The following is a 17,773-nucleotide window of genomic DNA, read 5'->3' on the forward strand; positions in this document are numbered from 1 at the left end:
TGAGCGGTCTGCCCCCTCACGTTCCCCCGCCTGGGTTAATCCCCGAAGCGACCGGAAGGAGCCGATCCCCTGGCCGGGGACCGGGCCGGGGCCGTGTACCCCGGCGGCCGTGCCGGTCCTACCAGTCGGAGGAGGACTTCGAGCGGCTCCCGGTGAACTTCTTCACGATGAAGACCAGTCCGCCGACGAGGGCGACGAAGAGCAGCAGCTTGAAGACGAACCCGATCAGGGTGGCGAGGATGCTCGTGATGACGCCGCCGAAGACGAAGAGCACCAGAAGCGGAATCGCGACCCACTTAACCCACCAGGGCATGCCTGCGAATGTCTCTCGGATGCCGTCCATGTCCTCAACCTCTTCCTGAGCCGTGACTTCCTGCTCTCGATGCTAGGAGGCCGCACACCCGCCCGGGCGGCCGAGAGCCCCCGGACTCCCCTGATCCGCCCCCTAGGGGAATCCGGGGGCAGACCCTGGGCCGGGGTCTGCCGGCTATGCCTCCGGCGGGGAGAACACGACCAATACCCGCAGGTCCTCCGTGATGTGGTGGAACTTGTGCACCACCCCGGCGGGGACGTAGACGACGCTGCCGCGCGCCACCGTCGTCGTCTCCTCCCCGACCGTGATCGAGGCTCGGCCGCTCACCACGAAGTACACCTCGTCCTGGCGGTGCGGCTGCTGCGGGTCGCTCTGGCCGGCATCGAGCGCGTACAGCCCGACCGACATGTTCCGCTCGCGCAGGAACTGCAGATAGGCGCCGTCGTTCGCGAGCCGCTCCGCTTCGAGCTCGTCCAGCCGGAAGGCCTTCATCGTCGTTGTGCCCCTTGCTCTCTCGCGTTTCCCGGCATCCGCTGATCTGCTGATGTCCCACCGGGATCTTCTCTGCCACGATCAGACACATGACGAATTTCGTAGTCAAGACGCTCGCGAACGCGGCAGCCCTGGCCGTCGCCATCTGGCTGCTCGCCGGCATCACGCTCGACGATCAGAGCTCTCTGGGCCGCAGGACCCTCACGCTGATACTCGTGGCGCTGGTCTTCGGCCTGGTCAACATCATCGTCAAGCCCCTGGTGAAGTTCTTCTCGCTGCCGCTGTTCATCCTCACCCTCGGACTGTTCACCCTCGTCGTGAACGCCCTGATGCTGATGCTGACCTCCTGGCTGGCCGAGCAGCTCGACCTCAGCTTCCACGTCGACGGCTTCTGGACCGCGCTGGTCGGCGGCCTGATCATCTCCGTCGTCTCCTGGGCCGTGAACATGGCCCTGCCCGACAAGAGCTGAGCGGACCGCCCATGTACCGCGTGTGCTTCGTCTGCACGGGCAACATCTGCCGATCGCCCATGGCCGAATCCGTCTTCCGCGCCCGCGTCGCCGAGGCCGGTCTCGACGGCCTGGTCGAGGTGGACAGCGCCGGCACCGGCGGCTGGCACGAGGGGGACGGCGCCGATCCGCGCACCGTCACCGTCCTGAAGGCCGCCGGGTACGAGCAGAACCACCTGGCCCGGCAGTTCCGGGCCTCCTGGTTCGCCCGCCTCGACCTCGTCATCGCGCTCGACGCCGGGCACCTGCGGGACCTGCGGGCGCTCGCACCCACCCCCGAGGACGCCGCCAAGGTGCGGCTGTTGCGGTCCTACGACCCGGCGGCCACGGCCGCGGAGGCCGACGTACCGGATCCCTACTACGGCTCCCTCGACGGGTTCGAGCAGTGCCTGGAGCTCGTCGAGGCGGCGAGCACGGGCCTGCTGGACGCCGTACGCGAGGCAGTGAAGGAGCACAGCGCATGAACGACCATGCCGACGAGGCAACCGCGGCGGCAGGGGCACAAGCGACGGCCGCGGCGGATGGGATCGGCGAGGGCACCCGGGCCGTACGCGCCGGACTGCCCGAGCCCGTCAAGAACGAACCGCCCCTGCCCGGACCCGTCTTCGCAGCCCACTTCCACCTCCCCGGCGACGTAACGGGCCCGTACACCTACGGCCGCGACACCAACCCCACCTGGACCCTGCTGGAGCGGGCCATCGGGGAGCTCGAAGCACCCGGCCAGGACGGCGTGGAGACCGTCGTCTTCGCCTCCGGCATGGCCGCGGTCTCGGCCGTTCTCCTCTCCCAGGCCCGCACCGGGGACACCGTCGTCCTGCCCGATGACGGCTACCAGGCGCTGCCGCTGGTGCGCGAGCAGCTGGAGGCGTACGGGATCCACGTCCGCACCGCCCCGACCGGTGACGACGCACAGCTCGCCGTCCTGGACGGAGCCAGGCTGCTGTGGATCGAGACCCCCTCCAATCCGGGGCTCGACGTGTGCGACGTACGGCGCCTGGTCGAGGCCGCCCACGCGGGCGGCACCCTGGTCGCCGTCGACAACACCCTCGCCACCCCGCTCGGGCAGCGGCCCCTGGAACTCGGCGCGGACTTCTCCGTCGCCAGCGGCACCAAGGGCCTCACCGGCCACGGCGACCTCCTGCTCGGCTACGTCGCCTGCCGCGACCCGGAGCTCGCCGCCGCCGTCCGGCGATGGCGCAAGATCGTCGGAGCGATCCCGGGCCCGATGGAAGCCTGGCTCGCCCACCGCTCCCTGGCCACCATCCAGCTGCGCGCCCAGCGCCAGTGGGCCAACGCGCTGGCCGTCGCCGAGGCGCTGGCCGACCGTACGGACGTGACGGGGCTGCGCTACCCGGGGCTGCCCGCGGACCCCTCGCACAAGACGGCCGCCCGGCAGATGCGCGGCTTCGGATCCGTCGTCTCCTTCACCCTGCCGGACCGCGCGCACGCCGAACGCTTCATGGCCGCCCTGCACCTGGTCGAGGACGCCACCAGCTTCGGCGGCGTACGGTCCACCGCGGAGCGGCGCGGACGGTGGGGCGGGGACCCCGTCCCGGAGGGCTTCATCCGCCTGTCCGCCGGCGCCGAGGACACCGACGACCTGGTCGCGGACGTGCTGCGCGCCCTCGACGCGGCGGGCGCCGGCGCCTGAGCAGCCGAACGCACGAGCGGTCCGAGCCTCCCCCCTAGTGGCTCGGACCGCCCCGGGTTCTGCGCGCGAAGAACCACGCGCACAAGGCTAGTTGACCCAGCGTCAGAGTCCAATCACGGTAACGACAGGGGCCTATCGACATATTTATAGTTGAAGGCCCCCACCGAGAGGGGCCTTCATGGACCTGGCCCTGTTGCGCACCTTCGTCGCCGTGCACCGGGCGGGCTCGTTCACCCGGGCCGCCGCGCTCCTCGGGCTGTCCCAGCCCGCCGTCACCTCACAGATCCGCACCCTCGAACGCCAGATCGGCCGGCCTCTGTTCCACCGCAGGGCCCGCGGGGTCACCCCCACCGCCGTCGGCGACGAACTCGCCCACAAGGCAGCCCCGCACCTCGACGCCCTGCTGCGGATCACCGAGGCGGAGCGGGAGGCCGCCGGTGCATTGCGCACCCTGCACCTCGCCGGTCCCCCCGAATTCCTGTGCCTGCGCGTCCTGCCCGCCCTCGCACCGCTCGTCGGCCAGGGCCACACCCTGCGCACCGTGCTCCGGAACGGCGCCCAAGAGGCCCTCGACGGGCTCGCCGCCGGCCACCACGACCTCGTCGTCACCACCGCCCGCCCACGCGGCGGACTCTTCGGCACGACCGCCCTCTGCGACGAGGAGCACGTCCTGGTCGCCGCACCCTACTGGGCCGCCCTCATCGACACCGACCGGCTGCGCGAGACCGGACCCGCCGCTCTCGACGGCATCCCGCTCGTCGAGGTCCACGAGACGCTGCCGCTCGTCGCCCGCTACTGGGCCGCCGTCTTCGAGACCCGGCCCGGTACCCGGCCCGATGCCGCCACCGTCGTCGCACCCGACCTCAGAGCCGTACTGGAGTGCGTCCGGGCCGGCGCGGGGCTCGCCGTCCTGCCCCGGTATCTGTGCCAGGACGCCCTCGACCGCGGGCAGATCGTCGCGCTGCTCGAACCGCCCGTACCGCCGCTGCGCACCTGGTTCCTCGTCGTACGGACCGGCAGCCTCGCCCTCGCCCACCTCGCCCGTGCACACGACCGGCTGGTGCGCGCCGCCGCGCACTGGTGAACTTCCGCTTGCGGTGTGCGGGGCGTTTTCCCGACACGCGTTTCAGACACCCGACTCTGGGCCACTCTTCTCCCATGACCGAACGTCCCGTGGTCAAACGCACCGCCCGCGCGATCCTGCTCGACGGTGACGACCTGATCCTCATCAAGCGCACCAAGCCCGGCGTCGATCCGTACTGGCTCACCCCCGGGGGAGGAGTGGAGTCCTCGGACGCCACCGTCGTCGACGCCCTCCACCGGGAGATCCACGAAGAACTCGGCGCGAAGATCACCGATGTGGTGCCCTGCTTCGTCGACACCGTCGAGCACATCGCCGACGGAGGGGTGACCGGGGTGAAGGTGCAGCACTTCTTCGTCTGCCACCTCGAATCCATGGACCCCAGCCAGCGCCACGGCCCCGAAATCGACGAACCCGCGGGCGAGTACGAGATCGTCCGCGTGCCCTTCAGCCGCGTCGGCATCGCCGCCGTCCATCTCGTCCCGCTGTCGCTGCGCCACTACCTCGACGGCAACATCGAGGGCGTGCGCGCCATGCACGCCCCCGACCTGGGCTGATCCCGGCGCCGGGCCGGCTCCGGCCCGGCCGGCTCCGGCCGGGTCTCAGCCAGCCGCGCCCGCCACCTCCTCCACCGCGTCGAAGCGGATCCGGTCCACGGGGATCCCGATCCGCTTGAGCTCGTGAACTCCGCTGCGGATCATCGCGGGCGGCCCGGAGATGAACGCGTCGTACGAGCTCCACGGCCCGTGCTCGCCGACCGCCTGGGGCAGCTGCCCCGCCAGGCCCTCGCAGACCACCGGGCGCACCGACAGCCACGGATGCGAGCGCTGGAGCCCCAGCAGGGTGTCCTTGTCGTACAGGTCGCCGTCGCTGCGCGCCCCGAAGAACACCTCCACCGGGCGGCGCTCACCGTGCTCCGCAACGTCCTCGATCAGCGCCTTGATCGGGGCGATTCCGGTACCGCCGCCCAGGCACAGCATCCCGTTGTCGGTGGTGTGGTCCACCACCATCGACCCCGCCGGCGGCCCGAGCCTCAGCACGTCGCCGGGACGCGCGTGCCGCACCAGCGCGTTCGAGACCCAGCCCGCCGGAACGGCTTTGACGTGGAAGGACAGCAGCCCGTCAGCGCGCGGCGCCGAGGCGAACGAGTAGTGCCGCCACACCCGGGGCCACCAGGGGGTCTCCAGACTCGTGTACTGGCCCGCCAGAAAGGTGTAGGGCTGGTCGGGGCGGACCGTCAGCACCGCGATGTCCGGGGTGCGCAGATCGTGCGAGACCACCTCCGCGTGCCACCACGCGGGGGTCTTCACCCCGTCCTCCGCCGCCGCGTCGATCATGATCTGGGACATCGCCGTATAGGCCCTCACCCACGCGGCCTGCGCCTCCGGCCCCCAGGTCTGCTGCGCGTACCGGGCGAGCGCCCCGATCAGGGCCTCGCCCACCACCGGATAGTGCCCGGACACCGTGCCGTACTTGCGGTGCCCGGTGCCCAGGCGGCGCAGATAGGGGACGAGCACGTCCGGGTTGTCGATGTGCTCGGCGGCGGTCAGCAGCGCCTTCAGCAGCCGGTCGCGCTGTACGTCCATGGCGGCCGGGAACATGCCCCGCACCTCTGGGTGTCCGGTGAACACCAAGGCGTAGAAGTACGAGGTCACCCTGTCGGCGACAGGGGCGATTTCCTCAAGGGTCCGGCGGATGAGCACCGCGTCCGGGGAGGGCTCGACCGAACCGCCCCCGGACGGTATCCGGGCCGTCCGTCTAGCCGATCTGGTGGGCGGAGCGTCCATGCGGTGCCTCGCTTCGAACATCTCGGTCGGTAAGCACGCCACGGCCTTCGAATCCGTGGTTCCGGGCCTCAAAGCCTGCCAGCCGCCCCAACCACCCGCGGGGAAAAGCGGAAAATCCGCGTTTCGAACCCACTTTCCCCTTAAGATGCTTCAACTTCCGGGCGGGCCACCCCCACCAGCTGATATGCCTCTCGCAGGTCACGGCCCTCGTAGACATACGTCGCCCGCTCCGCCAGAAATGGCCGCGCATTGACCGCCACCGACACCGACACGGCATCGAACAGCACCGCGTCGGTCGACGAATCCCCGTACGCGACACAGTCGGCCCGGCCCACCCCGAACCGCGCGCACAACCGGTCCGCCACCGTGACCTTGCCCTCCGGGGTCAGGATCCCTGCTGCGTCCACCGGCCGGGTGAAGGGCACCTCCGGAAAGACCGAGCCGTACGCGGCATGCGCACCCCACTCCAACAGCAGCTCAACGAAGAACGACGGTGACAGCGAGATCACCGCGCAATAGTCCCCGCGCTCCCGGATCTCCTGCCACACCTCGCGAATCCCCGCGAGCCAGGGGGCTCCCTCGAATGCCGCTCGGACGTGTGCGGGCGTCAGCCCGGCCCACAGGGCATGCGCCGCCACCGAGAATTCGTGCGGGCCGATCTTCCGCGCGCCGAAAGCCCGTTCCAGTTCGGCGATCTCCGCGCTCAGGCCGAGCTGCCGGGAGATCTCGACCGGCGCCGCCGAGCCGTACATCAGCGTCCCGTCGAGATCGAAGAGGTGCAGGAGGGTCATGGCCGTCGAGGCTAGTCCGTCCGCTTCACCGGAGTCACCTCCCGGCGGCAGTCGAGGCGGGGAACAACATGTTTCACGTGAAACATCGCCCAGTCCCACGAGGGCACCATCCAGCGCCGCAGGGGAGAAGCATCGAGATGTTTCACATGAAACATGCGACCCAAATCCCCTGGACGCTCCCCGGCTGATGATCCAGTCTGGGCCCGTGACACCACCACACCTCACCGACCTACCGATCCGTGCGCTGACCGTGGATGATCTCCGCCACTGCGCCGACCTGTCCGAAGACCGCGGGTGGCCGCGCGAGGACCACAAGTGGGGACTGCTTCTCGCCGCGGGCAACGGCTACGGCATCGATGCCCCCGACGGGCAGGGGCTGGCCGCCGCCTGCGTCGTCACCTCGTACGGACACACCCACGCCGGCCCGGAGCTGGCCGCCATCGGCATGGTCCTAGTCGCCGAGCGCCACGCCCGCCAGGGCCTAGGCCGACGGCTGATGACGTACGTCTGCGACGACGTCCTCAAGGGCGTCCCCCTCACCCTCCACGCCACCCCGTACGGCCGTCCCCTCTACGAGGAGCTCGGCTTCGACACCACGGGCCGCGCGGAAATGCTCCGGGGTACCTTCCGCAGGAAGGCCGCAGAACGGGAGACGCAGCCGGAGCCGAATCCGGAGCCGGGCTCCGTGGCGGTCCGGCCCGCGACCGGAGAGGACATCCCCCGGATCGTCCGCCTGGACACCGAGGTCTTCGGCACCGACCGGACCCACATGATCACGCGGCTGCCCGCTTTCGCGGACCGGCTGCTGGTCGCCGAGGACGGCCGGGGCGAGCTCGTCGGCTATGCCGCGATCTGGCCCAACATGGAGACCCATGTGATCGGGCCTCTGATCGCGCGTGACACGGCCGCCGCCCAGGCACTCGTCACCGCGCTCGCCGCCGCCACCGACCGGCCGCTGCGGACCGACATCGACGTGCGCCACGAGGAACTCCTCACCTGGCTCAAGGACCGCGGCCTCGATTCCGTGGCGTTCAACTCCGTCATGACCCGCGACATCCCCGGCCTCCCGGGCGACTGGACCCGCCGCTGGGCCCCGCTCACAGTGGCAGCGGGCTGAGAAAGGGACGTTTCCATGACCGACCTCGACGAGATGGCCATCCGCCCCGCCACCGAGGAGGACCTGCCCGCCATCGTCGCCATGCTCGCGGACGACCCCCTGGGCGCCACCCGCGAATCGCCGGACGGCCTCACCCCGTACATCGCCGCTTTCAAGCACCTGGCCGACGCCCCCCACCAGCACGTGGTCGTCGCGGTCCGCGGGGACCACGTCGTGGGCACCCTCCAGCTCACCGTCGTTCCCGGGCTGTCCCGCAAGGGAGCCACCCGCTCGATCATCGAGGGCGTCCGTGTCCACGCCGACGAGCGCGGCCGCGGCCTGGGCACCCGGCTCATCCAATGGGCCGTCGACCGATCCCTCCGCGAGAACTGCCAACTGGTCCAGCTCACGTCGGACGCGACCCGCACCGACGCCCACCGCTTCTACGAGCGGCTCGGGTTCACCGCGTCCCACGTCGGGTTCAAGCTCTCCCTCTGACCGCCCGGGCGGCAGGCCGGGTCGGTGTCGTCGGCCCGGCCTACGATCAGGAGGATGAGCCCCGGCCTCCCCCGCGTCACCACCGTCGAGCGCCGCCACCGGCTCGGCCGCAGACACCGTCTGGCTCCCTCGGCCCGTGCCACCACGGTCGCCCGGGCTGCGGACGCCGTCGTCGCCCTGCACGCCACCGATGCGGCAACCGTGTTCCTCTCGGCTCGCGCCCGGCTCGCGGCGGGCGGCCCCGACACCGTCGAGCGGGCGCTCTACGAGGACGTCTCGCTCGTCCGGTTGCTCAGCATGCGCCGTACGCTCTTCGCCGTCTCCACCGAGCTCGCCCCGTACGTGGACGCCTCCTCCGCGCGGGGGATCGCCGCCAAGGAGCGCCGCACCCTCCTCAAACACCTTGGTGAGGACGGCCAGGGCCTCGATGCCGACTGGCTGGCACGGGCCGAGGCCGCCGCGCTCGATGCCCTCGACTCCCGCGGCCCCTGCACCGGCAGCCAGCTGTCCGCGGCCGTGCCCGCCCTCCGCAAGAAGATCACCATCGGCCGGGGCAAGAAGTACGAGACCGAGACCGGCGTCGCGACCCGTGTCATCCGGCTCCTGGCCGCCGACGGCCGGATCCGCCGCGACCGGCCGCGCGGATCATGGACCTCCAGCCAGTACCGCTGGGTCCACACCGAGCCCTGGCCGGCCGTGCCCGCAGCCGAGGCCCGCGCCGAGATCGCCCGGCGCTGGCTGCAGGCCTACGGTCCGGCCACGGAGACAGACCTCAAATGGTGGACGGGCTGGACCCTCACCGATGTCCACAAGGCCCTCGTCGCCGTCGGCCCCGACCAGGTCCGCCTCGACGACGGCGGCACCGCCCTCGTCAGCCCCGGCGACACCGGGCCCGAACCCGCCCCGGAGCCCTGGGCGGCGCTGCTGCCCGGCCTGGACCCCAGCGGCATGGGCTGGGCCGACCGGGGCTTCCACCTCGACCCCGCCCACCGGCCCGCCCTCTTCGACCACGCCGGCAACATCGGACCCACGGTCTGGTGGAACGGCGAGATCGTCGGCGGCTGGGCCCAGCGTACGGACGGCGAGATCGTCTGGCGGCTGCTGGGCGCCCCCGGCCGCGCGGCCGAGGAGGCGATCGCCGCCGAGGCGGCCCGCCTCGCCCTGTGGGTGGGCGAGGCCCGGATCACCCCGCGCTTCCGCACCCCGCTGGAGCGCGAACTCGTCGCCTGAGTCCGCTAGCCGACGCCCCGCCAGCCCTGCGGGTCCACTCCGCCGGGGACCGGCGCCTGGGCGTCGTACGGCTCCCTCGTGAATACGAACGAGCCCAGGTCGAGGTGGCTCACCGAACCGTCCTCGCGCCGGACCGCCCGCAACGTCTCCCCTGCGTAGTAGCCGGAGAGTCCGGTCCAACTGCCGTCGGGCCCGGACCGGAAGCGTGCCGGCCGACCCGTCGCGCCCAGGGGAGCCAGTTCCAGCAGCCCGTCCGCCGTCAGCCGCAGCACCTGCGCCGACGTACCCCAGTACCAGGGGCCGCACAGTTCCAAGGCGACCGGATCAGCCTCCCGGAACGGCCGCCACGGCTGCGGGAACCTCGGCTCCGCGTCCGCGGCGATCGTCACCAGGTCCACGGCCACCGTCGCGGCCGGCAGCCCCGACGTGCAGTTCGCCATCACCACGGCCGCCACGTCGTCCGCCTCGCTCAGCCACAGCCCCGCCACGAACCCCGGCAGGGAACCGCTGTGGCCCGCGAGGCTGCGCCCGCCGACGTCCGTCAGCTGCATGCCGAGTCCGTAGCCGATTGCGGTGGCACCGGGCTCCGGTGGGGAGGCCGGCGTCCGCATCTCCCGTACCGTCTCTGCGCTCAGCACCCGCTCGTCACCGCGGGCGAGGAACACCGCGAACCGAGCCAAGTCGCGTGCAGTGGACCAGAGTTGTCCGGCCGCGGCCATCAGCCCCAGGTCCTCCGGCGGCTCGGGCATCATCACATCGGCCCACGGATGGACCGCCCAGCCACCCGCGTGCGGCGCCTGCGGCTGTGCCGTCGTACGGTCCAGAGCCAGCGGCTCCAGCACCTCGGCCCGGAGCACCTCTTCCCATGGCTTCCCGCGCACGGCCTCCACGAGCGAACCCAGCAGCGTGTACCCGGGGTTGGAGTAGTGGTGGCGCCGGCCGGGCCGGAACCGGAACGGCTCCTCTCCCAGTACGTCCGCAAGCTCGGGCCGCAGCGCCGCGGGCGTGCGCTCCCACCACTCGCCCGGCGTCTCCGCCGCCAGCCCGCCGGTGTGGGCCAGCAGCTGGGCGATGGTCACCTCGCCGGCACTCGTCCCCGGCAGGTGCTTCTCCAGCGGGTCGTCGAGCCGCAGCAGGCCCTCGTCCCGCAACCGCATCACCAGAACGGCGGTGAAGGTCTTGGTGATCGACCCGATCCGGTACTGCACGTTCCCGTCGGGCCCGTGCCCCTCGACGGAGGTCCGGGAGCCCTCCCAGACCACCTCGCCGCCGCGGGCCACGGCCGCCACCACCGACGGCGCCCGTCCCTCGCTCTGTGCGACGGCGATCCGGTGCCTCAGCGCACGCCGGGTCGCAGGGAGCAGATCCAGATCTTCAGATACGGCATCCATGATCGGATGCTACGTGTTGGCCATGTCCACGAACCGCGAATAATGCCCCTGGAAGGCGACCGTGATCGTCGCCGTGGGGCCGTTTCGGTGCTTCGCGACGATCAGGTCCGCCTCGCCCGCGCGGGGCGACTCCTTCTCGTACGCGTCCTCGCGGTGCAGCAGGATCACCATGTCGGCGTCCTGCTCGATCGAGCCCGACTCACGGAGGTCGGAGACCATCGGCTTCTTGTCGGTGCGCTGCTCGGGACCACGGTTCAGCTGGGACAGCGCGATCACCGGCACCTCAAGCTCCTTGGCCAGCAGCTTGAGGTTTCGGGACATGTCCGAGACTTCCTGCTGGCGGCTCTCGGGGCGGCGCGAGCCGCCCGACTGCATCAGCTGCAGGTAGTCGATGACCACGAGCGAGAGGTCGTTGCGCTGCTTGAGGCGCCGGCACTTCGCCCGGATCTCCATCATCGACAGGTTCGGGGAGTCGTCGATGTAGAGCGGGGCGGCGGAGACGTCCGGCATCCGGCGGGCCAGCCGGGTCCAGTCGTCGTCCGTCATGGTGCCGGAGCGCATGTGGTGCAAGGCCACCCGGGCCTCCGCCGACAGGAGGCGCATGGCGATCTCGTTGCGCCCCATTTCGAGGGAGAAGATGACGCTCGGCAGGTTGCTCTTGATGGAGCAGGCGCGGGCGAAGTCGAGCGCGAGGGTGGACTTGCCCATGGCGGGGCGGGCCGCGATGACGATCATCTGGCCCGGGTGCAGGCCGTTGGTCAGCGAGTCGAGGTCCGTGAATCCGGTCGGGACGCCCGACATCTGGCCGCTGCGCGAGCCGATGGCCTCGATCTCGTCGAGCGCGCCCTCCATGATGTCGCCCAGCGGCAGGTAGTCCTCGGACGTGCGCTGCTCGGTGACGGCGTAGATCTCGGCCTGGGCGCTGTTGACGATCTCGTCGACGTCGCCGTCCGCCGCGTATCCCATCTGCGTGATCTTGGTGCCGGCGGCGACCAGGCGGCGCAGGACGGCCCGCTCGTGGACGATCTCCGCGTAGTACTCGGCGTTCGCCGCGGTCGGGACCGACTGGACGAGCGTGTGCAGGTACGAGGCCCCGCCGACCTTGCTGATCTCGCCGCGGCGGGTCAGCTCGGCGCCGACGGTGATCGGGTCGGCCGGCTCGCCCTTGGCGTACAGGTCGAGGATCGCCTGGTAGATCGTCTCGTGCGAGGGCCGGTAGAAGTCGTGGCCCTTGATGACCTCGACCACGTCCGCGATCGCGTCCTTGGACAGCAGCATGCCGCCGAGCACCGACTGCTCGGCGTCGAGGTCCTGCGGCGGGACGCGCTCGAAGCCGCCGCCACCGCCGTCCCAGGAGCCGCCCTCGCGGCCCCGCTCGTGCTGTTCGTCCCCGCGGCCCCGGCTGTCGCTGTTACGGCGCGAACGGGCGGGCAGACGGTCACCCGGACCGCTGTCGGCCCAGGGGTCGTCCATGGGCTCGGGCATACTCACCGGGCCGCCTCCTCCCGTCCGCAACGCGGACCTCGCCGTGCCAATCTTTCTACGACACGGCTCTGACATTTGGGACACCCGAATCCGCAGTCTGCGAGTCGGGCAACGCACAACGGTAGGGCCGGGAGCGACGTCAGCCAATCTTGTTATCCACAGGCTGTGTGGATGAGATGTGGATGACCGCGCCAATGCTGTGGGTAACTCGCCGGAAGCTGTGCACGGACCAGGGGACGGGGCTGTGGACAAAATCACCTGCCCTACCCACACACACCATCTGACCTGCAAATTCTTCCCCCACTGGCTGTGGGGGAGAAATTTCTTGGCCCTGGTTCCGAGATCGCCTCCAACGGGGCGCCGAGAACGTGCAAGCCAACTCACAAGTAAGGACTCAATGTCAGTTGCGTCCATTACCTGTGGAAGATTAGATTGAGCGCATGACACAGGCCCTCGCCCCGCTGGCGGCTGCCCCGAGACGACACGATCGCGAGATACTCGCCCTCGCCGTCCCGGCATTCGGCGCGCTCGTCGCCGAACCCCTGTTCGTGATGGCCGACAGCGCCATCGTGGGCCACCTCGGCACCCCCCAGCTGGCCGGCCTCGGCATCGCCGCTGCCCTGCTCACCACCGCGGTCAGCGTCTTCGTCTTCCTCGCCTACGCCACCACCGCGGCCGTCGCCCGCCGGGTCGGCGCGGGAGACCTCCCGGCAGCCATCCGGCAGGGCATGGACGGCATCTGGCTCGCCCTCCTGATCGGTGCCGTCGTCGTCGCCGTCGTACTGCCCGCGGCGCCCTGGCTGATCTCCCTCCTCGGCGCCTCCGACACCGTCGCCCCGTACGCGGTCACGTATCTGCGGATCTCCGCCCTGGGCATCCCCGCCATGCTCATGGTTCTCGCCGCCACCGGTGTCATCCGCGGCCTCCAGGACACCCGTACGCCGCTCTATGTCGCCGTCGCGGGCTTCGCCCTCAACGCGGGCCTGAACGGAGCCCTCGTGTACGGCGCCGGCTTCGGCATCGCCGGTTCCGCCTGGGGCACGGTGATCGCCCAGTGCGCCATGGCCGGCGCCTACCTCGTCGTGGTCGTCCGCGGAGCCCGTACGCACGGGTCCTCCCTGCGCCCCGACCTTGCAGGCATCCGGGCCTGCGCCCAGGCCGGCGCACCGCTGCTGGTACGCACCCTGTCCCTGCGCGCCGTCCTGATGATCGCGACCGGCGTGGCCGCGCGGCTCGGTGACGCGGACATCGCAGCCCACCAGATCCTGCTCTCCCTGTGGAGTCTGCTCGCCTTCGCCCTCGACGCGATCGCCATCGCCGGGCAGGCCATCATCGGCCGCTGCCTGGGCGCCGGCGACACCGAGGGCGCCCGGGCCCTCTGCAGGCGCATGGTCCAGTGGGGCGTCGTCTCCGGGATCGTCCTGGGCGCACTGGTGATCTCGGCCCGGCCGCTGTTCATCCCGCTCTTCACCGGCGATCCCGCGGTCAAGGACGCCCTGCTGCCGGCGCTGCTCGTCGTGGCCCTGTCCCAGCCGGTGTCCGGCGTCGTCTTCGTGCTCGACGGGGTTCTGATGGGCGCGGGAGACGGGCCCTTCCTGGCCCGGGCGATGCTCCTGACCCTCGCCGTGTTCACCCCGGCCGCACTGCTCGTGCCGGCCGTCGGCGGCGGCCTGACCGCGCTCTGGTGGGCCATGACCCTGATGATGCTGGTCCGGATGGCGACGCTCCAGCTGCGCGCCCGCTCCGGCCGATGGCTGGTCGCCGGGGCCACCCGCTGATCCCGGGCGATGTTCCACGTGAAACATCGCCCCGCAGCCCCCGACAACGACGAAGGGCCGCACCCCCACAGGGGTGCGGCCCTTCGCGTGCAGCACTTAGGCGGCGACGACCTCGACGCCCACGTTCGCGGCGACCTCTGCGTGCAGACGCACGGAGACCTGGTACGAACCGAGGGTCTTGATCGGGGCAGCCAGCTCGACGCGGCGCTTGTCGACCTTCGGACCACCGGAAGCCTCGATCGCCGTGGCGATGTCGGCCGGGGTCACGGAGCCGAAGAGGCGGCCGGCGTCACCCGAGCGGGTGGCCAGACGGACCTTCGTGCCCTCAAGCTTGGCCTTGACCTCGTTGGCCTGCTCGATGGTCGCGATCTCGTGGATCTTGCGGGCGCGGCGGATCTGCGCCACGTCCTTCTCGCCACCCTTGGTCCAGCGGATCGCGAAACCACGCGGGACCAGGTAGTTGCGAGCGTAACCGTCCTTGACGTCGACGACATCGCCGGCGGTACCGAGGCCAGAGACCTCGTGGGTCAGGATGATCTTCATTAGTCGGTCACCCTTTCCTTATCGCGCGGTGGACGTGTAGGGCAGCAGCGCCATCTCACGGCTGTTCTTCACGGCCGTGGCGACGTCACGCTGGTGCTGCGTGCAGTTGCCGGTCACGCGGCGGGCACGGATCTTGCCGCGGTCGGAAATGAACTTCCGCAGCATGTTCGTGTCCTTGTAGTCCACGTACGCGGTCTTGTCCTTGCAGAACGCGCAGACCTTCTTCTTAGGCTTGCGCACAGGCGGCTTCGCCATTGTGTCTCTCCTGTGTGATCAAGAAGTGGGGATGCGAGCTTCCCTAGAAGGGAGGCTCGTCCGAGTAGCCGCCGTTGGAGCCGCCGGAGCTTCCGCCCCAGCCGCCCCCGCCGCCCTGCTGCTGGCCGCCGGCCGGCGCGCTGGACGCCCACGGGTCGTCGGAGGGAGCTCCGCCGCCCTGCGGGGCGCCGCCGCTGGGGGCTCCGCCCCAGCCACCGCCGCCGCCCTGCTGCTGGCCGCCGCCGTATCCACCCTGGCCACCGCGACCGGTGGTCTTGGCGACCTTGGCCGTGGCGTTCTTCAGGCTGGGGCCGACTTCCTCGACGTCCAGCTCGTAGACCGTGCGCTTGACACCCTCACGGTCCTCGTACGACCGCTGCCTCAGCCGGCCCTGCACGATGACGCGCATGCCCCGCTGGAGGGACTCGGCGACGTTCTCGGCCGCCTGCCGCCACACCGAGCAGGTCAGGAACAGGCTCTCGCCGTCCTTCCACTCGTTGGTCTGGCGGTCGAAGGTGCGGGGGGTGGACGCAACACGGAACTTCGCGACCGCCGCACCCGAGGGGGTGAAGCGCAGCTCGGGGTCGTCGACGAGATTGCCGACGACCGTGATGACGGTCTCGCCTGCCATGGATGAACCTCTCGGCGGGGATTGCTGCTGGGCTGCTGTGCTACTCGGTCCCGATTACCGCTGAACCGAAGTTCAGTGGGTCTCGGGGCGAAGGACCTTGGTCCGGAGAACCGACTCGTTCAGGTTCATCTGTCGGTCAAGCTCCTTGACGACCGCAGGCTCGGCCTGAAGGTCGATGACCGAGTAGATGCCCTCGGGCTTCTTCTTGATCTCGTAAGCGAGACGACGACGGCCCCAGGTGTCGACCTTCTCGACCTTTCCGTTGCCCTCACGGACGACGGAGAGGAAGTTCTCGATCAGCGGGGAGACAGCGCGCTCCTCGAGATCGGGGTCGAGGATGACCATCACTTCGTAGTGACGCATGTGGAACCCACCTCCTTTGGACTCAGCGGCCACGGTCGTTCCGTGGCAGGAGGGTCGTGATGCGTGCGCACGGCGTCCGAGAGCAGACACCGCGCAGACCGTACAGACTACCTGCTCGACTCCTTCCGGTTGAAATCCGGCAGGAGGAGGCCACACTCTGTATCCATCGGGTGTGCTCGGTGCTATGTCCCCGGCTCCTGCCGGAGGCCGCCCCGCCGCACCGCTCTGCTTCAGCCAGGAGGTGCCTTCCGATGGCCCAGGCAATGCGACCCCAGCCCTCCATCTCGCTCCTCGCGACCGACGGCAAGCCCCACCCTCTGCAGGACACGCTCATGGTGGCCACGCTGGTCCTCGGCACCGTGGCGTTCATCACGGGATTCTTCGACAATCTGCACCTGCTGAGCTCGTGGACCGGGCTCGTCGGCATCCTGACCGGCGCGTACGGACAGTTCATCTCGGAGACGACACGCGAGCGCTTCGCACTGATCATCGGCCTTGGCGCCTCGGGCGTGGGCTTCTACCTCGGCATGGCACACGGCGGTCTCTTCGGCGGCTGGGCGGGCTGACCGGGGCACCTCGGCGACAGGGCGCCGGCCGCTCACCGGCCCGGGCACGGCCCGTCCCCCAGATGGGTGGCGCCCTTGTCGCAGTAGGCTTCGCGCCATAGCCAGCGAAGCCGCCGTAGGAGACGCCCCGCATGAGCCTGTCCCTGAGGACCATCAGCCGAGAGCAGCATCTGGGATATCTCCAGAGCCTGCCCTCGGCTAGCCACTGCCAGGTCCCGGCGTGGGCCGACGTGAAGAACGAGTGGCGCTCCGAGAACCTCGGATGGTTCGACCAGAACGACGAACTGGTCGGTGCCGCCCTCGTGTTGTACCGGCAGCTGCCCAAGGTGAAGCGGTACCTCGCGTACCTTCCCGAGGGCCCTGTCATCAACTGGTACGCCCCGAATCTGGAGGAGTGGCTCCAGCCGATGCTGGCGCACCTCAAGAGCCAGGGCGCCTTCACGGTGAAGATGGGTCCGCCCGTCGTCATCCGTCGCTGGAACTCCGCCGCCATCAAGGCCGGAATCCAGGACCCGGAGGTCAAGCGCCTGCGTGACGTGGAGGCCTCGCACATCGAGCCCCGCGCTTTCGAGGTCTCCGACAAGCTGCGCCGCATGGGCTGGCAGCAGGGCGAGGACGGCGGCGCCGGCTTCGGCGACGTGCAGCCCCGCTACGTCTTCCAGGTGCCGCTCGCCAACCGCTCGCTGGACGACGTCCTCAAGGGCTTCAACCAGCTGTGGCGCCGCAACATCAAGAAGGCCGAGAAGGCCGGTGTCGAGGTCGTCCAGGGCGGCTACGAGGACCTGCCGGTCTGGCAGGAGCTGTACGAGATCACCGCCGAGCGCGACAAGTTCCGCCCGCGCCCGCTCAGCTACTTCCAGCGCCAGTGGACGGCCCTCAACTCCGAGGACCCGAACCGGATGCGGCTCTACATCGCCAAGCACGAGGGGGAGCCGCTGGCCGCCGCCACGATGCTCACCGTCGGCCAGCACGTCTGGTACTCGTACGGCGCCTCCGCGAACCACAAGCGCGAGGTACGGCCCTCGAACGCGATGCAGTGGCGCATGCTGCGCGATTCGTACGCGCTCGGTGCGAGCGTCTACGACCTGCGCGGCATCAGTGACACGCTGGACGAGAACGACCACCTGTTCGGCCTCATCCAGTTCAAGGTCGGTACGGGCGGCGAGGCCGTCGAGTACGTCGGCGAATGGGACTTCCCGCTCAACAAGATGCTGCACAAGGCGCTCGACATCTACATGTCGCGCCGCTGACCCCCTGCCGCATCCCCCACACACCGCACCGCTGCACCAGGCAGCTTTTCAAGAGAGGCTCCG

At 70.3% G+C, this 17,773-nt stretch carries 21 protein-coding genes; 11 read left to right on the forward strand and 10 right to left on the reverse strand.

Going from position 1 to position 17,773, the window contains the following annotated elements:
- Positions 1 to 118 precede the first annotated feature (118 nt).
- Together ABTY04_RS02575 and ABTY04_RS02580 are read right to left on the reverse strand one after the other, a co-directional pair.
- Positions 119 to 343 carry a DUF5326 family protein gene (locus ABTY04_RS02575; RefSeq protein ID WP_502996535.1) on the reverse strand — a complete coding sequence of 75 codons (225 nt, stop codon included), beginning with the start codon at positions 341 to 343 and terminating at the stop codon, positions 119 to 121.
- 144 nt (positions 344 to 487) lie between these two features.
- Positions 488 to 805 (reverse strand): cupin domain-containing protein, encoded by a 318-nt coding sequence (locus tag ABTY04_RS02580; RefSeq protein WP_030153240.1) that lies wholly within the window; start codon positions 803 to 805, stop codon positions 488 to 490.
- An 89-nt stretch (positions 806 to 894) separates the two neighbouring features.
- Here ABTY04_RS02580 and ABTY04_RS02585 point away from each other — a divergent pair, with 89 nt between their 5' ends.
- From ABTY04_RS02585 to ABTY04_RS02605, 5 genes are all read left to right on the forward strand, one after another.
- On the forward strand, positions 895 to 1,275 hold the full coding sequence (locus ABTY04_RS02585) for a phage holin family protein (protein WP_352211457.1): 381 nt from the start codon (positions 895 to 897) through the stop codon (positions 1,273 to 1,275).
- Between the two features lie 11 nt (positions 1,276 to 1,286).
- Positions 1,287 to 1,778: a low molecular weight protein-tyrosine-phosphatase gene (locus ABTY04_RS02590; protein WP_352211458.1), complete on the forward strand. Its 492-nt coding sequence runs from the start codon at positions 1,287 to 1,289 to the stop codon at positions 1,776 to 1,778.
- On the forward strand, positions 1,775 to 2,965 hold the full coding sequence (locus ABTY04_RS02595; protein WP_352211459.1) for a cystathionine gamma-lyase: 1,191 nt from the start codon (positions 1,775 to 1,777) through the stop codon (positions 2,963 to 2,965). The genes ABTY04_RS02590 and ABTY04_RS02595 overlap by 4 nt, the downstream gene beginning before the upstream one ends.
- A 178-nt stretch (positions 2,966 to 3,143) precedes the next feature.
- Entirely contained in the window at positions 3,144 to 4,049 is a 906-nt protein-coding gene (locus ABTY04_RS02600) for a LysR family transcriptional regulator (protein ID WP_352211460.1), read from the forward strand.
- 74 nt (positions 4,050 to 4,123) lie between these two features.
- Positions 4,124 to 4,603 (forward strand): NUDIX domain-containing protein, encoded by a 480-nt coding sequence (locus ABTY04_RS02605; protein ID WP_352211461.1) that lies wholly within the window; start codon positions 4,124 to 4,126, stop codon positions 4,601 to 4,603.
- A gap of 45 nt (positions 4,604 to 4,648) precedes the next feature.
- Here the strand turns inward: ABTY04_RS02605 and ABTY04_RS02610 are convergent, their stop codons facing one another.
- Positions 4,649 to 5,833, reverse strand: a complete 1,185-nt coding sequence (locus tag ABTY04_RS02610; protein WP_352211462.1) for a globin domain-containing protein — start codon at positions 5,831 to 5,833, stop codon at positions 4,649 to 4,651.
- A 140-nt stretch (positions 5,834 to 5,973) separates the two neighbouring features.
- Positions 5,974 to 6,624 (reverse strand): HAD family hydrolase, encoded by a 651-nt coding sequence (locus ABTY04_RS02615; protein WP_352211463.1) that lies wholly within the window; start codon positions 6,622 to 6,624, stop codon positions 5,974 to 5,976.
- Positions 6,625 to 6,829: 205 nt separating this feature from the next.
- Here ABTY04_RS02615 and ABTY04_RS02620 point away from each other — a divergent pair, with 205 nt between their 5' ends.
- From ABTY04_RS02620 to ABTY04_RS02630, 3 genes are read left to right on the forward strand one after another with little or no spacing between them, the layout of a single operon-like run.
- Entirely contained in the window at positions 6,830 to 7,741 is a 912-nt protein-coding gene (locus ABTY04_RS02620) for a GNAT family N-acetyltransferase (protein WP_352211464.1), read from the forward strand.
- 15 nt (positions 7,742 to 7,756) lie between these two features.
- Complete coding sequence (locus ABTY04_RS02625; RefSeq protein ID WP_352211465.1) at positions 7,757 to 8,218, forward strand: GNAT family N-acetyltransferase; 462 nt, start codon at positions 7,757 to 7,759, stop codon at positions 8,216 to 8,218.
- A 54-nt stretch (positions 8,219 to 8,272) separates the two neighbouring features.
- On the forward strand, positions 8,273 to 9,448 hold the full coding sequence (locus tag ABTY04_RS02630; RefSeq protein WP_352211466.1) for a winged helix DNA-binding domain-containing protein: 1,176 nt from the start codon (positions 8,273 to 8,275) through the stop codon (positions 9,446 to 9,448).
- Between the two features lie 5 nt (positions 9,449 to 9,453).
- On the opposite strand, the gene ABTY04_RS02635 is transcribed toward ABTY04_RS02630, so the two are convergent.
- Together ABTY04_RS02635 and dnaB are read right to left on the reverse strand one after the other, a co-directional pair.
- Positions 9,454 to 10,839 carry a serine hydrolase domain-containing protein gene (locus ABTY04_RS02635; RefSeq protein ID WP_352211467.1) on the reverse strand — a complete coding sequence of 462 codons (1,386 nt, stop codon included), beginning with the start codon at positions 10,837 to 10,839 and terminating at the stop codon, positions 9,454 to 9,456.
- 9 nt (positions 10,840 to 10,848) lie between these two features.
- A complete protein-coding gene (dnaB, locus tag ABTY04_RS02640; RefSeq protein WP_352211594.1) occupies positions 10,849 to 12,312 on the reverse strand; it encodes a replicative DNA helicase in 1,464 nt (487 codons plus the stop codon).
- A gap of 452 nt (positions 12,313 to 12,764) precedes the next feature.
- On the opposite strand from dnaB, the gene ABTY04_RS02645 reads away from it, so the two are divergent.
- Positions 12,765 to 14,102 (forward strand): MATE family efflux transporter, encoded by a 1,338-nt coding sequence (locus ABTY04_RS02645; protein WP_352211468.1) that lies wholly within the window; start codon positions 12,765 to 12,767, stop codon positions 14,100 to 14,102.
- 96 nt (positions 14,103 to 14,198) lie between these two features.
- On the opposite strand, the gene rplI is transcribed toward ABTY04_RS02645, so the two are convergent.
- The 4 genes from rplI to rpsF form a co-directional block, all read right to left on the reverse strand.
- Complete coding sequence (gene rplI, locus ABTY04_RS02650; protein WP_030153214.1) at positions 14,199 to 14,645, reverse strand: 50S ribosomal protein L9; 447 nt, start codon at positions 14,643 to 14,645, stop codon at positions 14,199 to 14,201.
- Positions 14,646 to 14,663: 18 nt separating this feature from the next.
- Positions 14,664 to 14,900 carry a 30S ribosomal protein S18 gene (rpsR, locus tag ABTY04_RS02655; protein ID WP_005315025.1) on the reverse strand — a complete coding sequence of 79 codons (237 nt, stop codon included), beginning with the start codon at positions 14,898 to 14,900 and terminating at the stop codon, positions 14,664 to 14,666.
- A gap of 43 nt (positions 14,901 to 14,943) precedes the next feature.
- A complete protein-coding gene (locus ABTY04_RS02660) occupies positions 14,944 to 15,531 on the reverse strand; it encodes a single-stranded DNA-binding protein (protein ID WP_352211469.1) in 588 nt (195 codons plus the stop codon).
- Between the two features lie 72 nt (positions 15,532 to 15,603).
- Complete coding sequence (gene rpsF, locus ABTY04_RS02665; RefSeq protein ID WP_004950685.1) at positions 15,604 to 15,894, reverse strand: 30S ribosomal protein S6; 291 nt, start codon at positions 15,892 to 15,894, stop codon at positions 15,604 to 15,606.
- A 251-nt stretch (positions 15,895 to 16,145) separates the two neighbouring features.
- Here rpsF and ABTY04_RS02670 point away from each other — a divergent pair, with 251 nt between their 5' ends.
- Both ABTY04_RS02670 and ABTY04_RS02675 read left to right on the forward strand, forming a co-directional pair.
- Positions 16,146 to 16,460: a hypothetical protein gene (locus ABTY04_RS02670; RefSeq protein ID WP_352211470.1), complete on the forward strand. Its 315-nt coding sequence runs from the start codon at positions 16,146 to 16,148 to the stop codon at positions 16,458 to 16,460.
- A 131-nt stretch (positions 16,461 to 16,591) separates the two neighbouring features.
- Complete coding sequence (locus ABTY04_RS02675; protein ID WP_352211471.1) at positions 16,592 to 17,710, forward strand: lipid II:glycine glycyltransferase FemX; 1,119 nt, start codon at positions 16,592 to 16,594, stop codon at positions 17,708 to 17,710.
- The last annotated feature ends 63 nt before the right edge of the window (positions 17,711 to 17,773 follow it).

It is taken from the genome of Streptomyces sp. NPDC097981 (genome assembly GCF_040302565.1).
Classification (GTDB): domain Bacteria; phylum Actinomycetota; class Actinomycetes; order Streptomycetales; family Streptomycetaceae; genus Streptomyces.

Excerpts from the sequence above, each read along its gene's own strand:
- ABTY04_RS02600 (WP_352211460.1), top strand. The coding sequence starts at position 3,144 with ATGGACCTGGCCCTGTTGCGCACCTTCGTCGCCGTGCACCGGGCGGGC.
- rplI (WP_030153214.1), bottom strand. The coding sequence starts at position 14,645 with ATGAAGATCATCCTGACCCACGAGGTCTCTGGCCTCGGTACCGCCGGC.
- ABTY04_RS02635 (WP_352211467.1), bottom strand. The coding sequence starts at position 10,839 with ATGGATGCCGTATCTGAAGATCTGGATCTGCTCCCTGCGACCCGGCGT.
- ABTY04_RS02645 (WP_352211468.1), top strand. The coding sequence starts at position 12,765 with ATGACACAGGCCCTCGCCCCGCTGGCGGCTGCCCCGAGACGACACGAT.
- ABTY04_RS02660 (WP_352211469.1), bottom strand. The coding sequence starts at position 15,531 with ATGGCAGGCGAGACCGTCATCACGGTCGTCGGCAATCTCGTCGACGAC.
- ABTY04_RS02610 (WP_352211462.1), bottom strand. The coding sequence starts at position 5,833 with ATGGACGCTCCGCCCACCAGATCGGCTAGACGGACGGCCCGGATACCG.
- ABTY04_RS02585 (WP_352211457.1), top strand. The coding sequence starts at position 895 with ATGACGAATTTCGTAGTCAAGACGCTCGCGAACGCGGCAGCCCTGGCC.
- ABTY04_RS02625 (WP_352211465.1), top strand. The coding sequence starts at position 7,757 with ATGACCGACCTCGACGAGATGGCCATCCGCCCCGCCACCGAGGAGGAC.
- rpsF (WP_004950685.1), bottom strand. The coding sequence starts at position 15,894 with ATGCGTCACTACGAAGTGATGGTCATCCTCGACCCCGATCTCGAGGAG.
- ABTY04_RS02630 (WP_352211466.1), top strand. The coding sequence starts at position 8,273 with ATGAGCCCCGGCCTCCCCCGCGTCACCACCGTCGAGCGCCGCCACCGG.
- ABTY04_RS02605 (WP_352211461.1), top strand. The coding sequence starts at position 4,124 with ATGACCGAACGTCCCGTGGTCAAACGCACCGCCCGCGCGATCCTGCTC.
- ABTY04_RS02595 (WP_352211459.1), top strand. The coding sequence starts at position 1,775 with ATGAACGACCATGCCGACGAGGCAACCGCGGCGGCAGGGGCACAAGCG.
- ABTY04_RS02670 (WP_352211470.1), top strand. The coding sequence starts at position 16,146 with ATGGCCCAGGCAATGCGACCCCAGCCCTCCATCTCGCTCCTCGCGACC.
- ABTY04_RS02590 (WP_352211458.1), top strand. The coding sequence starts at position 1,287 with ATGTACCGCGTGTGCTTCGTCTGCACGGGCAACATCTGCCGATCGCCC.
- ABTY04_RS02615 (WP_352211463.1), bottom strand. The coding sequence starts at position 6,624 with ATGACCCTCCTGCACCTCTTCGATCTCGACGGGACGCTGATGTACGGC.
- dnaB (WP_352211594.1), bottom strand. The coding sequence starts at position 12,312 with ATGGACGACCCCTGGGCCGACAGCGGTCCGGGTGACCGTCTGCCCGCC.
- rpsR (WP_005315025.1), bottom strand. The coding sequence starts at position 14,900 with ATGGCGAAGCCGCCTGTGCGCAAGCCTAAGAAGAAGGTCTGCGCGTTC.
- ABTY04_RS02575 (WP_502996535.1), bottom strand. The coding sequence starts at position 343 with ATGGACGGCATCCGAGAGACATTCGCAGGCATGCCCTGGTGGGTTAAG.
- ABTY04_RS02580 (WP_030153240.1), bottom strand. The coding sequence starts at position 805 with ATGAAGGCCTTCCGGCTGGACGAGCTCGAAGCGGAGCGGCTCGCGAAC.
- ABTY04_RS02675 (WP_352211471.1), top strand. The coding sequence starts at position 16,592 with ATGAGCCTGTCCCTGAGGACCATCAGCCGAGAGCAGCATCTGGGATAT.